The sequence below is a fragment of the Prochlorococcus marinus str. MIT 9515 genome, assembly GCF_000015665.1.
Classification (GTDB): Bacteria; Cyanobacteriota; Cyanobacteriia; order PCC-6307; family Cyanobiaceae; genus Prochlorococcus_A; species Prochlorococcus_A marinus_P.
This window is the reverse complement of sequence record NC_008817.1, coordinates 668,520-681,532: the sequence shown is the minus strand read 5'-3', so window position 1 is coordinate 681,532 and position 13,013 is coordinate 668,520. Positions and strand designations below refer to the sequence as shown.

Annotated in this window: 14 protein-coding genes; 8 read left to right on the top strand and 6 right to left on the bottom strand. The window is 29.6% G+C overall.

The window, feature by feature from the left end:
• Positions 1–24: 24 nt before the first annotated feature.
• The gene (gene nadA / locus P9515_RS03725) at positions 25–993 is read left to right on the top strand and encodes a quinolinate synthase NadA (RefSeq protein WP_420805071.1); all 969 of its coding nucleotides are present in this window, start codon (positions 25–27) and stop codon (positions 991–993) included.
• Here nadA and P9515_RS03720 read toward each other — a convergent pair.
• From P9515_RS03720 to P9515_RS03710, 3 genes are read right to left on the bottom strand one after another with little or no spacing between them, the layout of a single operon-like run.
• Complete coding sequence (locus P9515_RS03720; RefSeq protein WP_049750653.1) at positions 990–2,345, bottom strand: S41 family peptidase; 1,356 nt, start codon at positions 2,343–2,345, stop codon at positions 990–992. The genes nadA and P9515_RS03720 overlap by 4 nt on opposite strands.
• A 42-nt stretch (positions 2,346–2,387) precedes the next feature.
• A complete protein-coding gene (gene ispG / locus P9515_RS03715) occupies positions 2,388–3,605 on the bottom strand; it encodes a (E)-4-hydroxy-3-methylbut-2-enyl-diphosphate synthase (protein ID WP_011820063.1) in 1,218 nt (405 codons plus the stop codon).
• 34 nt (positions 3,606–3,639) lie between these two features.
• Positions 3,640–4,143 (bottom strand): uracil-DNA glycosylase, encoded by a 504-nt coding sequence (locus tag P9515_RS03710; protein WP_011820062.1) that lies wholly within the window; start codon positions 4,141–4,143, stop codon positions 3,640–3,642.
• A 233-nt stretch (positions 4,144–4,376) separates the two neighbouring features.
• Here P9515_RS03710 and P9515_RS03705 point away from each other — a divergent pair, with 233 nt between their 5' ends.
• From P9515_RS03705 to P9515_RS03685, 5 genes are read left to right on the top strand one after another with little or no spacing between them, the layout of a single operon-like run.
• Positions 4,377–5,558, top strand: coding sequence for a pyridoxal phosphate-dependent aminotransferase (locus tag P9515_RS03705; protein ID WP_011820061.1), 1,182 nt, complete (start codon positions 4,377–4,379; stop codon positions 5,556–5,558).
• 4 nt (positions 5,559–5,562) lie between these two features.
• On the top strand, positions 5,563–6,462 hold the full coding sequence (locus tag P9515_RS03700; protein WP_011820060.1) for a putative selenate ABC transporter substrate-binding protein: 900 nt from the start codon (positions 5,563–5,565) through the stop codon (positions 6,460–6,462).
• Positions 6,459–7,190 carry an ATP-binding cassette domain-containing protein gene (locus P9515_RS03695; RefSeq protein ID WP_011820059.1) on the top strand — a complete coding sequence of 244 codons (732 nt, stop codon included), beginning with the start codon at positions 6,459–6,461 and terminating at the stop codon, positions 7,188–7,190. The genes P9515_RS03700 and P9515_RS03695 overlap by 4 nt, the downstream gene beginning before the upstream one ends.
• A gap of 4 nt (positions 7,191–7,194) precedes the next feature.
• Positions 7,195–8,697, top strand: coding sequence for a PhnE/PtxC family ABC transporter permease (locus P9515_RS03690; RefSeq protein ID WP_011820058.1), 1,503 nt, complete (start codon positions 7,195–7,197; stop codon positions 8,695–8,697).
• Between the two features lie 49 nt (positions 8,698–8,746).
• Complete coding sequence (locus P9515_RS03685; RefSeq protein WP_011820057.1) at positions 8,747–9,391, top strand: GDSL-type esterase/lipase family protein; 645 nt, start codon at positions 8,747–8,749, stop codon at positions 9,389–9,391.
• Positions 9,392–9,422: 31 nt separating this feature from the next.
• Here P9515_RS03685 and P9515_RS03680 read toward each other — a convergent pair whose 3' ends face one another.
• Genes P9515_RS03680 through P9515_RS03670 form a run of 3 tightly spaced genes read right to left on the bottom strand, consistent with a single transcriptional unit; the run spans position 9,423 to position 11,387 of the window.
• Positions 9,423–10,151, bottom strand: coding sequence for a DUF92 domain-containing protein (locus P9515_RS03680; RefSeq protein WP_041710575.1), 729 nt, complete (start codon positions 10,149–10,151; stop codon positions 9,423–9,425).
• A 3-nt stretch (positions 10,152–10,154) separates the two neighbouring features.
• Positions 10,155–10,934 (bottom strand): 16S rRNA (uracil(1498)-N(3))-methyltransferase, encoded by a 780-nt coding sequence (locus tag P9515_RS03675; protein WP_011820055.1) that lies wholly within the window; start codon positions 10,932–10,934, stop codon positions 10,155–10,157.
• Between the two features lie 9 nt (positions 10,935–10,943).
• The gene (locus P9515_RS03670) at positions 10,944–11,387 is read right to left on the bottom strand and encodes a DUF3531 family protein (RefSeq protein ID WP_011820054.1); all 444 of its coding nucleotides are present in this window, start codon (positions 11,385–11,387) and stop codon (positions 10,944–10,946) included.
• An 86-nt stretch (positions 11,388–11,473) separates the two neighbouring features.
• On the opposite strand from P9515_RS03670, the gene P9515_RS03665 reads away from it, so the two are divergent.
• Together P9515_RS03665 and hslO are read left to right on the top strand one after the other, a co-directional pair.
• Positions 11,474–12,121, top strand: coding sequence for an ABC transporter ATP-binding protein (locus P9515_RS03665; RefSeq protein WP_011820053.1), 648 nt, complete (start codon positions 11,474–11,476; stop codon positions 12,119–12,121).
• The gene (gene hslO, locus P9515_RS03660; RefSeq protein ID WP_011820052.1) at positions 12,111–13,013 is read left to right on the top strand and encodes an Hsp33 family molecular chaperone HslO; all 903 of its coding nucleotides are present in this window, start codon (positions 12,111–12,113) and stop codon (positions 13,011–13,013) included. The genes P9515_RS03665 and hslO overlap by 11 nt, the downstream gene beginning before the upstream one ends.

The following is a 13,013-nucleotide window of genomic DNA, read 5'->3' as shown; positions in this document are numbered from 1 at the left end:
ATCTATTAAGAGACATTGTAAATCCTGACCAGTATAACTTCTACTGCAAAACAGAAATCTATTAAAAACGAAAAAGATTTGATTTCTGAAATCAAGGAGCGTTGCTTAGAAACCAATGCGATAATTCTTGCTCATTATTATCAAGCGCCAGAGATACAAGATATTGCTGATTTTATTGGGGATTCTTTAGATCTATCTAGGAAAGCAGCAAATAATAATGCAGATATAATAATTTTTTGTGGTGTCCACTTTATGGCAGAAACAGCGAAAATACTTAGCCCAAATAAAACAGTATTATTACCTGATATTGATGCAGGTTGTTCTTTGGCAGATGATTGTCCTGCAGAAGAATTCCAAAAGTTTAGAGATGAGAATCCAGATCATTATGTTGTGAGTTACATAAACTGTACTGCAGAAGTAAAAGCTCAAAGTGATTTGATATGTACTAGTAGCAATGCTGTTTCATTAGTAGAAAAGATACCTAAAGATAAAAAGATCATATTTGCACCAGATCAGAATCTAGGTAGATGGGTTCAAAAAAATTCTGGTAGAAACCTTAAACTTTGGCCAGGTAGCTGTATAGTTCATGAAACATTTAGCGAAGAAGCTTTATTAAAATTAAGATATAAATATCCAGAAGCGAAGGTAATAGCTCATCCTGAATGTAGTCAAAATTTGTTAGTACTTTCAGATTTTATTGGTTCGACAAGTAAGTTACTTGAATTTATTAGAGATGATCATTCTAATACTTATATGGTTTTAACTGAACCGGGGATAATTCATCAAATGAAAAAGAAAGAACCTAATAAGAAATTTATTGAAGTGCCAGATATAGATGGGTGTAAATGTAATGAATGTCCCTATATGAAATTAAATACACTAGATAAAATTTTAGATTGTTTGAAAAATAATTCTCCATCAATTGAATTGGAACCTGAAATAATTAAAAAAGCTTATAAGCCCATAAAGAGGATGCTAGATATGAGCAGCTAATAAAATTTATAAACCAGATTATGGTATTTCTCTCCAAAAACTTCTGATAAATTTGAAGAATTTGGTTCAAAATTTCTTACTAAATCAGATTTTTTAATCAATTTTATGAGTTCCTTCTCAGCAACTCTGTACTGTCTATCTCTTCTAGTGCCAACTTCCTTCAGAAGAATTGGATTAGAATTCATTTTGACTTCTATATCTGGAACAATACCAAACTTATTGATATCTGTTCCATTGGGAGTTAAATACTTGGCGACTGTAACTGTTAAACCTGAACCGTCCACCAAAGTTCTCATAGACTGAACAAGACCTTTACCAAAAGTTTTCATACCAACTAATTTGCCTCTATTATTATCTCTAATTGCTCCTGAAACTATTTCGCTTGCGCTCGCCGAACCTTCGTTGACAAGAACCATTAAGGGTTTTTGTGTTAAAGCATTACCATTGCCTTTTTTAATTTCTCTTAAACCACCTTTAGATAAGGTACTAACGATTATGCCTTTATCTATAAACTGACGAGAAATCTCAATGCTTGATTCTAATAATCCGCCAGGATTACTTCTCAAGTCAAGAACATATCCTGAAACTTTTTTCATTTCTAAATCTTTTATTGTTTCCTTCATCTCTTTTGAAGCATTAGCATTAAATTGCTTAATTCTCACGTAACCTATTAAAAATCCATCTTTAGTATCATTTATTTTGCTTGTAACAGACTTTATTTCTATTCTTTTTCGAAATAAAGACTTGTAAAAAGAATCACCATTTCTAAAAATTTCAAGTTTAACTTTTGTACCTCTTTGACCTCGTATTAATTTAACAGCATCCTCAATATTCATTCCTTTAGTCGAGATATTGTCAATCGATAAGATTTTATCTCTAGCTTTAATTCCAGCCTCATAAGCAGGAGTACCCTCTATGGGAGAAATAATTATTAAATCATCAGACTCTTTATCCTTAACAATTTGTATTCCAACTCCAGTCAATTCTCCTGAAGTGTCTATTCTCATTTGATTAAATTCTTTAGGATCTAAAAATCGAGTATAAGGATCATCTAATTTTAAAAGCATACTTCTAATAGCATCGTAAGCCTCGTTACTATCTGAATATTTTTTATCTAAAAAATTCTTTCTTATATTTATCCAATTTGATCTCTCGAATTTTCCACTCGAATCAAGAAAATCTCTATAGACAATTTGCCAAACGTGATCAATGACCTCTTTGTAGTTATTTATTAAAATAGTGGCCTTTGCATAATCACTTACTAATATTCCAGAAAAAGTAGTCGCTAATAAAAACACAATCTGCTTTTTAAATAATTTTTTTATCTTTAAAGGCTTGGAAGTAGTATTCAAAATTAAAATTTCTATTTATCGAATTATAAATTAAAAATTTATTTAAGGATCAATCCATTTCCCATCTTCTTTAATAAGTCTAATTAAAGCATCAACCCCCTCATCCTCAGGTACTCTTTTTATCTCTTCTTTCCTTCTGTAAAGAGCAATTGTCCCTTTTCCTTTCCCTACGTAGCCATAATCAGCATCTGCCATTTCTCCAGGTCCGTTCACAATACAACCCATTATTGCAATATCTAAACCAGTTAAATGAGAGGTAGCATTCCTAACTTTATCTACAACTTCCTCGAGATTAAAAAGAGTTCTTCCGCAACTAGGACAACTTATATATTCAACCATTGTTTTTCTTAATCCTAAGGATTGCAAAATTGAATAGCATACTGGAATTTCCTTTTCAGGAGCTTCAGTTAATGAGACTCTTATAGTATCTCCAAGACCCTCTGCAAGGAGTGTTCCTATACCTGCAGTACTCTTAATTCTTCCATAATCTCCATCTCCAGCTTCAGTGACGCCTAAATGCAAAGGGTAGTTATATCCTTCTGCATCCAATCTATCTGAAATCATCCTATATGCTGCCAACATTACTGGTGCTCTTGAAGCCTTCATAGAAATAATAATATTATGAAAATCAAGTTCATCGCAAATTTTTACAAATTCCATTGCAGATTCTGTCATTCCTAAAGGTGTATCCCCATAAGTAAAAAGCATTCTCTCGGATAAAGAACCATGATTAACTCCGATCCTTAGAGCTTTATTTTTCGACTTCAAAACTTCTACAAGTGGAGTAAATCTTTTTAGGATTGTATTTTTAATAGTCTCAAATTCTGCATCAGTATATTTAGTTCTTGTAGGATCTGATTTCTCAAAAACAAACAATCCTGGATTAATCCTTACTTTATCAACATGTTTTGCAACCTCCATTGCAATTTTCATTCCATTGTGATGAACATCTGCGACTAGTGGTGTATTTATATTACTTTTAATTAATTTTTCTTTAATATCTCCAACAGCTTTTGCATGAGCTAGAGAAGGGACAGTAAGTCTTACGATTTCACAGCCCACATCGTGAAGTCTTTTAATGGCTAAGTAAGCATTATCCACATCCATAGTATCTTCATTTATCATTGACTGAACTCTTACTGGATAGTCACTACCAATTGCAATATCTCCAACCATTACAGTTCTAGTAATCCTTCTCTCAATATGAGTTGAATATCTTCTTGAGAGACTATTCACCTCTTTTGATTGAGTTAATGACATTAAATTCTAGAAATTCTAAAAAGTCTTCTTTAAATTATAAAGCATATAGTTTCCTACTAACATTCTTAAGGTCTTTTAAAGTTAGATCATATGGTTTCCCAACTTCTTTTGAAGAGAATCTCAACAAATAGGATGGGTGAAAAATAGAGATAATTTCTCGACCATCATTTTTTATCCATTTTCCTCTTAACTTAGAAATTGGTTCTTTTATTTCCAGAATAGTCCTCATAGCAGTAGAACCAGTTAAAATAATAAATTTTGGATCAACTATTTTAATTTGTTGCAATAACCAAGGTTTATGAATATTTATTTCTGTGTTCGTTGGCTTTCTATTATTTGGAGGACGACATTTAATGACGTTACAGAAATATGCGTCATTTTGAAAGTCAATTCCTGCTTCTATTAATAGTTCATTCAATAATTTTCCTGACTTTCCAACATAAGGTTTTCCTTCTAAATCTTCTTGAGCCCCAGGCGCTTCACCGATTATTAATAAATTTGCGAAAACATTTCCTCTGCTAATTACTAACCTTTTCAAAGTAAAATTTAAGATCGAAATTTATTAATAATATTAAATTAAAAAATATGAAAAAAAAGAAAATCAACTATACAATTCTTTACTCTTTTTTTTTATATTTTCAGAGAAATAGAACATGAAAATAAAATAAATTAAGAAAATGAAGCAAATTAAACCAATCTGTGATACTTTTAATTATTCTTATTTTATGATTAAAAATCTTTAATAGTGATATCTAAAGAACTATAGATCAAATGAGTGAAGTAAATTTATCAAAAAGAGCTCTCTCACTTGAACCTTCACTTACTCTCCAGATAAGTGCTAAAGCTAAAAAACTTTCAGAAGAGGGGAAAGATATCTGTAATTTAAGTGCTGGAGAACCAGATTTTGATGCTCCAAAAGAAATCTTAAATGCCACAAGTCAGGCTATATTCGATGGACATACAAAATATGGTCCTGCCGCAGGGGATAAAGAACTTAGAAAAGCTATTGCAAAAAAATTGCAGATTCAAAACAATTTAAATGTTGAATTTGAAAATGTAATGGTAACAAATGGAGCAAAGCAGGCAATTTATAATCTTTTCCAGGTTTTATTGAATGATGGTGACGAAGTGATAATACCTGCTCCATATTGGCTAAGCTATCCACAAATGGTTAGATTGGCGGGTGGAAAACCTATCTTCCTAAATTCAGCCCCTGAAGATGGATTCAAAATTAATATACAAGATTTAAGATCTAAAATTTCCTCAAAAACTAAATTTATTATAATTAATTCTCCCAATAACCCAACTGGCAGAATAATGGCAAAAGAAGAGTTATTACAAATTGCGGAAGTAGTAAGAGAGCATAAAAATATTAATGTTCTTTCAGATGAGATTTACGAATTAATTCTTAAAAAAGAATTTCGTCATTTAAGTTTAGCTTCATTAGCTACTGATTTAAAAGAAAGAATTTTTATTATTAATGGTTTTGCAAAAGGGTGGGCGATGACTGGCTGGAGAGTAGGTTATTTAGTAGGAAAAAAAGAGGTTATTAAAGCTTCATCCGCTTTACAAAGTCAAAGCACAAGTAATGTTTGTTCTTTCGTTCAAAGAGGAGCTTTAGAAGCTTTAAAGATAAATCAAGAATTTTTCTTAAAAATCAATAGTCATTATGATCTCAGAAGAGAAATACTTTATGAAGGCCTTAGAAATATTGAAGGTTTAGTTGTTCATCAACCTAATGGAGCTTTTTACGCATTTCCTAGATTACCTAATAAATCTATAAGTTCTGTTGATTTTTGCAAAAAAATCTTAAATGATTATGGATTAGTAATAGTACCCGGGAAACCATTTGGAGATAATCAAAGCTTTAGAATATCTTGTGCAACATCAAAAGAAAAAATTATTGACGGATTATCAAGGTTAAAAAAAGCGGTTCATAATTATTATTTTTAGAAAAATGTCATTACAATTCTTAAAAAAAACACTTTTAGCTTCTACATTACTTTTTACTATTTTTTCTTCACCCTTAAATGCTTATAAAAAAGTTTTAAGAGTTGGTGCAATACCCGATCAAAATCAAGAGATTTTAGATAAAAGATTTAATTTACTTTCAAAAAAGTTATCCAAGAGTCTTGATTTGGAGGTACGTTATAAGCCTGTGATTAATTATGTTGCTGCGGTTACTGCCTTTAGAACAAATGATTTAGATCTTGTATGGTTTGGAGGATTATCAGGAGTTCAAGCAAGGTTGCAAAGCTCTGGTGCAATTGTAATTGCTCAAAGAGATATAGATAAAAAATTCAAAAGCGTTTTTATAGTCAATAAGAAATTAAAACTCAATCCAATTTCAAATAAAAAAGGACTTAAAAAGCTCAAGAATCTAAGATTTACTTTTGGTTCTGAAAATTCAACCTCAGGAAGGTTAATGCCAGAATATTTCATGAATAAAGTTGGAATAAAAGTTAAAGACTTTAAAGGTAAAAAAGCAGGCTTTAGTGGTAGTCATGATGCAACAATCGCCTTAGTTAATAGTGGAGCCTATGATGCAGGTGCTTTAAATAAACAAGTATGGGAAAATAACGTTAAGAATAATCCAAAGAGAACTGAGAATGTTAGCTTTTTTTGGGTTACTCCTGAGTATGAAGACTATCATTGGTTAGCTCAAGGAAATCTTGATAATAAATTTGGAAAAGGTTTTACAGATAAACTTAGATCTGAAATCCTAAATTTAGATATTAATAATCAAGAAGATAAAAAGATATTAGAAATGTTCAACGCTAAGAAATTTATACCCGCAAAATCTGATGATTATAAAAAAATTGAATTAATTGGGAGGAAATTAAAAAAAATTAGATGATTAATACTCTTCTAGAATTAAAAGACGTAAATTATAAATATAAAAATGACCTCATCCTAAATAAGATAAATTTGCAAATTAAATATGGTGAGAAAATTGCCCTATTGGGTAAAAGTGGTGCAGGTAAAACTACTCTTATATCTGTTCTTAATGGAACAATAAATCCAACTAAAGGTAAAGCTAAATTCTTCAATAAAGAATTTGAAAAATTAAACTATGATCAAAAGCGTAAGATAACAACTATCTGGCAAGACTTAAGATTAATAGAAGATCTATCTGTAGAACAAAATGTTAATTGCGGACTTCTTGGAAAAGAAAACGTTCTATTTGCTTTGAAAAATCTATTAAATATTAGTTCTTTTAGTAAAGCACATAAATATATGCGAATTTGTGCTCTTAAGGAATCTATTTATTCGAAAAATGTTAGAAAAATTTCTGGAGGACAAAAGCAAAGAGTAGCAATTGCAAGATCATTAATTCAAGAATCAGATATCCTTCTAGCTGATGAGCCTTTTAATAATTTAGATCCAAAACTAATTCAAAATATCAAGTATTTACTATTAAATTCTAAAAACAAATTAAAAGTGCCCAATACAACTTTAATTTCTTTGCATAGATTAGATTTACTAGATGGTTTTAGTAGAATTATTGGAATGAAAAACGGTGAAATTTTGTTTGATTTAGAGAAAAATAAATTAAAAAACTTTCATTTAAAAAAGATTTATTAGCTAATTGAATAAATTAAAACTAAATCCTACTTCAATATCATTTCTACCTGTAATAGTTTGCATACCTTTAGCCTATGAACTTTTAAATAATTTTCATATTGGAGGAATAGAATTATTTAAAGAATTTATTATTTCTTCTATAAATCCAAAAATTAATAATGAAATTATAATCATATTGATAGAAAGATTAAATGAAACAATATTTATTGCATTTTTTAGTTGGCTTGTAAGCATTATATTTGGAGTTGTTTTTGGAATATTATCCTCAGATATTTTATATGAAATCTTTATCCTACCTAAATTTTTAAAAAAATTTTTAAAGTTTCTTTTAACTATTTCTAGATCTATACATGAAATAATTTGGGGAATTATTTTAATGCAAATATATGGTATTAATTTTTCAGTTGGAATAATAGCTATTTGCATACCTTTTATCGCAATAAATGCAAAAGTTATTAGTGAGCAACTTGAAAATATTAATATTGCAACTATTGAATCTATTAAACAAATTAATGGTATTAAGTTTTCCTCTTTAATAACTTTAGTATGGTCTCCAATTATAGAAACCTTAAAAAATTTTGGTTTATATCGTTTAGAATGTTCCATAAGAAGTACAGCCGTTTTGGGATTGTTTGGAATTGGAGGAATAGGTACAAGTATATTTTTATCTTTTCAAACTTTAAATTTTAGAGAGCTATGGACTTATCTTTGGGGTTTAGCTTTTTTGATAATTATTTCTAACGAACTATTAAAAAGAATAAACATCCTTAATTTTTCTAAGAATGTCTTGATATTTTATTTAATAGCAATATTTTCTATTAGTTTATTTTCTTTATCTTTCTTTGTTTATTTTATATTTAATAAAAATACAATAACTTTCAACTCGATCAATAATATATTCAACTCAAATTCTATTTTATTTTCATATGATTATTTAAAGCTATTATTTGACACAATAGTTTTAAGTCTTTTTTCTACAGGAATAGCTATAAGTTTTCCTCCTATCTATTTATTAATTTTTAATAATAAAACAGGAATTATAATTTTAAAATCAACATCATTTCTATTTCGTTTAATACCTGCACCAATAATAATTTTAATACTTTTAATGTTCAATAATCCTACAATATCTTTAGCAGCAACAACTTTAGGATTTCATAATGCTGCTGTAACAAGCAAATTGCTTTTAGAAAATTTACATAACCAAGACAAAAAAGAATATATTGCAATGAAATCAATAGGAGTTTCAAAAAGGTCTAGTTGGCTTTACGGAATATTTGTTAAGCAAGCAAGGAGTTACTTAGCTTATTGTGCCTACAGGTCTGACATTATAATAAGAGAAACGGCTATTTTAGGAATAATTGGTAGTGTCGGCTTAGGTTGGCAACTTCAAGAATCATTGAGTTCATTTGCATGGGAAGAAGTCCTAATAATTTTGTTTTCTTATAGCTCTATTGCAATACTTGGAGAATTAATAAATGGTAAAATCAAAAGTAATCTAGCTTGATTTTTATAAAAGTTTATTAAATCAAGTGAGTTAATTTTTAAAGAAATTAGTGCCTGTATTACCAAAACAATTGGTCGTAATTGGAGATAGTTCAGTCTATGGATGGGGAGATACTGAAGGAGGTGGATGGTGCGAAAGACTTAGAAAAGATTGGTCCAAGATTCAAAATGCTCCTATTATTTATCAATTAGGTGTTAGAGGAGACGGAATTGAAAAAGTTTCTTTTCGTTGGGAAAAAGAATGGTCCTCGAGAGGTGAAACGAGAAGAAATAAACCTAAAGCAATCCTTTTAAGTGTTGGCATTAATGACACTCCAACAATTGGACAAAAAAACGGTCGGCATCAATTAGAGATAAACGGGTTCGAGTATGGATTAGAAAGACTAATATTCGAAATGAAGTCACATACACAAGTTTTTGTAATTGGTTTAAATCCAGTTAATGAGAAAAAAATGCCATTTGCAGGATGTCTTTGGTATTCAAATAACTTTTGTCATTCTTATGAAAGAAGAATGGAGGAAGTATGTATCAATCAAAATGTTCCATTCCTACCAACTTTTAGAGAAATGTATTCTGACCCAAGAAGTGAAAATTGGATCTCAGATGATGGTATTCATTTAAATTCAAATGGACATCTTTGGATTTATCAACGTATTAAAAGTTGGGAGATTTTAAAAAAATGGAAGGACTCTTGATATCTTTTTAATAATATTTAATTAGAAAAATTTAAATAATAAATGATAAAAAAATAGCAATTACTGATGAGATACTTGTTTGAATAGCATTTACAAATTCATTACTTAATTTATATTTTTCTTGGAATTTAGCACCAATTATACTTTCAGATATTGTTGCTAAGAATCCAGAAATTGAGACTATTACAAATTGATTTTTTGTAGTGATAATGGACAATAAGAGCATTATGGACGACATGAATATTGCACCTACAAAACTTGCTATCGTACCCTCAAAGCTAATTCCTCCCTCCGTTCCTCTATCGACTTTTCCAAATGAAGTAATTAGATATGTATCTCTCCCAAATCTTTTTCCTATTTCACTACCAAAAGTATCTGCCAGCTTTGCAGTAAAACTCGCAGCAAAACCAATTTTGTAAAAAAGTAAATTAGACGAATTCAATATAGCCATAATCGCAAAAAACAATCCAGTAGCAGCTGATCCCCAAACATTTTCAGGTCCTCTTTTTCCACCTCGTTTTTCAGCTATGCCTTTTTGACTTTTAAATTTATAACCTATTTTAGTTACAAGAGATCCGAATAATAGATAAATTACAACAGAGATCCAACCTTGCCATGACAAACATCCCCATAAAATAGATCCTAAAACTCCAGCACTTATCCATCCACCTTTTGTCATCAATGGGAACCTATAAAACAAAAGAATTAAACTAAAATTTATGCAGAAACCCAATACAAAACTATTAGAAATTAAACTCATAATTTATAAATAATTATTTAATTTTAAATCATTTCGCCATTGATTAAGAATTGAAGTTGCATTAACAGTAGCTGTTGAAGTTCTCAAAATAGTTTCTGAAAGTTTGACAAAAGAAATTTTATTTTTTAAAAAAAATTCAATTTCATTTCTTGACCAACCTCCCTCAGGTCCAACGACATTCCATAAAACTCCACCATTTTTTTTCAAAAGATTTTGCTTTCTTTTTAACCAATGATTTAAATTTTCAGAACTATCATCTCTTGTAATAGAGATTGAAATTATATCTTTGGAATCCCTTGAATCTATCCAATCTATTAAATTAACTCCACCTAAGATGAGTGGTCTCCATAACCTTTCACTTTGTTCAACCGCTTCATTGATTATTGAATTCCATCTTATATTTCTTTTTAAAAAGTTAGAGTTATTTTTAACTTGTCTTTCTGAAAATAAAGGTTGTATTAAATCAATTCCTATTTCAGTACACATCTTAAGAATATCCTCAAAGCCATTCTTTGGAACAACAACAGCTATTCCTAAAGAAACTTTTTCTTTTTCTTGAACAAAATATGGATTATCAATATTATTTATCTCTAAAAAGTTTTGTTCCAATTTCTTAGCTTTCCATAGAGAACCTTGACCATTAGTTATAAAAATTTCTCTACCAATTTTTATACGCATTACTTTATTTAAATAGTGAGCTTCTTCTTTTGTAAGTTTTAAATTCTTGTTTTTATTACCAATTATTCTTTCATTTTGAATAAGTAATCTTATTAAATCATCCATATATGAATATCAATTTTTAAAAACTAAATCTTCATGTTCCTCAATTGACCAATCCTTATTTTCTCCTCCAATAATTAATTGATCAATTTTTACATAATTATTAGAGATCTCATTTAAAGTATTTATTAAAATATCAATAGAAAGAGAATCTGACGTTCCGAAATCAACCCAACATCTAGACCACAGATTTTGATATTCCATAACACCTAAATTATGCATTAATGCTGGCAAGGAAGATTCTTTTTGATCATTATTGTATGACATCCAACTTAACTCGGAACCCTCTTCATGAGTTTGTAAATTCTCAGAATTAAAACCACCTAACCTACCTAAAACGTACCAACTATCAAAAACACCATCTAAATAATTTTTTTCTGCTTCAGCTGGAATTTCAAAAAACTTTATCCAAATCCAACAATTAAAAGGATCAACTTCCCTAAATACAACATTCATTTTTACTGTTAATTTTATTTAGTTATATAATTATTATAAATAGGTAATTCAAAGTTTAAAATCTATACCTTCAAATTAAATTAATAATGCTTGATTTAAGAGAGATAACTTATCAACCCCAAACAGGAAGTGAAAAAATACTAGATGATATTAGTTTCAATGTTCATGAAAATGAGCTTATATTAATATGCGGTAATAGTGGTGCAGGGAAAACAACTCTTCTCGAAATAATTAGTGGACTAACTATTCCCCAAAAAGGCAGCATTAGTTGGAAAAATAAAACTATTTCTGCGAGGCAAAGAAGATGGATAAGTGGAGTAGTATTTCAATTTCCAGAAAGATACTTTTTAGGAACAACAGTTGGGAAAGAATTAAAATTTGGTCATAAAAGTTTGAGAGAAAAAAATATAGATATAGTTTTAAAAAAAGTTGGATTATCAGGTATAAATTTGGCCCAAGCACCTGAAAAACTCAGTGGTGGACAACAAAGAAGATTAGCCGTTGCTGTTCAACTGATGAGAAATCCAACAATTCTTTTACTAGATGAGCCTACTGCTGGGCTTGATTGGTCTATGAAAAATGATGTTAAGAATTTAGTTCACAATCTCCAAAATAAAAATACAATAATAATTGTTACTCATGAACCCTCTTTATTTGAGGGAATACCATATAAAATAATAACCCTTGAGAAAGGAAAGATTAAGAAATTAATGAAAGAACATTATGGGGGATAAAATTGTAAGAGCAACTGCCGCTAATGGAGGAATAAGATTAGTTGCAGTATTAACAACTAATGCTACCAGGGAAGCGAAAAAGAGGCATGGGCTATCCTATCTAACCTCTTCCATACTTGGCAGAGCTTTCAGCGCCTCTCTTCTGTTAGCAAGTTCAATGAAAATAATGCATGGTCGAGTCACCTTAAGAGTAAGATCTGATGGGCCCTTAAAGGGATTACTAGTTGATGCAGGGAGAGATGGCAAAGTCAGAGGGTATGTAGGTAATCCTAATTTGGAATTAGATTTAGTTAAAACAAAATCAAATAAATATTCTTTTGATTTTACAAAAGCACTTGGTACAGGATATTTAAATATTATTCGAGACAATGGTTTTGGTGAACCTTTTACAAGCACTGTTGAGTTAGTGAATGGGAACATTGCAGAAGATTTAGCATCTTACTTATATCATTCTGAACAGACTCCCTCAGCTGTATTTATTGGGGAAAAGATTCAAAATAAGAATCTTATTTGTAGCGGAGGATTATTAGCACAAGTTTTGCCTAAAAAAGAAACTGATCCTTTATTAGTTTCATTGTTAGAAGATAGATGTAAAGAAATAAATTCTTTCAGCGAAGATTTATTTGAATCAAAAGATGATCTACTTTCAATAATAAAAAATATATTTCCAGATATTGACGATAAATCAATTTCTGAGAATGCTAGAACTCAAGAAGTTAGATTTGAATGTAGGTGCTCTAAACAAAGAAGTTTAAATGCAATGAAAATGCTTGATAAAGACGAATTAGAAGACATTTTAAAAAAAGAAGGAAAAGCCGAATTAGTTTGCGAATTTTGTAAGAATAAATATTTAATAAATTTTGAAGAGATTGAAGAAATGATTAAAGCTTAA

Coding starts and splice junctions, on each gene's coding strand:
- P9515_RS03695 (WP_011820059.1), top strand. CDS start 6,459: ATGATTAATACTCTTCTAGAATTAAAAGACGTAAATTATAAATATAAA.
- P9515_RS03705 (WP_011820061.1), top strand. CDS start 4,377: ATGAGTGAAGTAAATTTATCAAAAAGAGCTCTCTCACTTGAACCTTCA.
- P9515_RS03670 (WP_011820054.1), bottom strand. CDS start 11,387: ATGAATGTTGTATTTAGGGAAGTTGATCCTTTTAATTGTTGGATTTGG.
- hslO (WP_011820052.1), top strand. CDS start 12,111: ATGGGGGATAAAATTGTAAGAGCAACTGCCGCTAATGGAGGAATAAGA.
- P9515_RS03665 (WP_011820053.1), top strand. CDS start 11,474: ATGCTTGATTTAAGAGAGATAACTTATCAACCCCAAACAGGAAGTGAA.
- ispG (WP_011820063.1), bottom strand. CDS start 3,605: ATGTCATTAACTCAATCAAAAGAGGTGAATAGTCTCTCAAGAAGATAT.
- P9515_RS03680 (WP_041710575.1), bottom strand. CDS start 10,151: ATGAGTTTAATTTCTAATAGTTTTGTATTGGGTTTCTGCATAAATTTT.
- P9515_RS03700 (WP_011820060.1), top strand. CDS start 5,563: ATGTCATTACAATTCTTAAAAAAAACACTTTTAGCTTCTACATTACTT.
- P9515_RS03675 (WP_011820055.1), bottom strand. CDS start 10,934: ATGGATGATTTAATAAGATTACTTATTCAAAATGAAAGAATAATTGGT.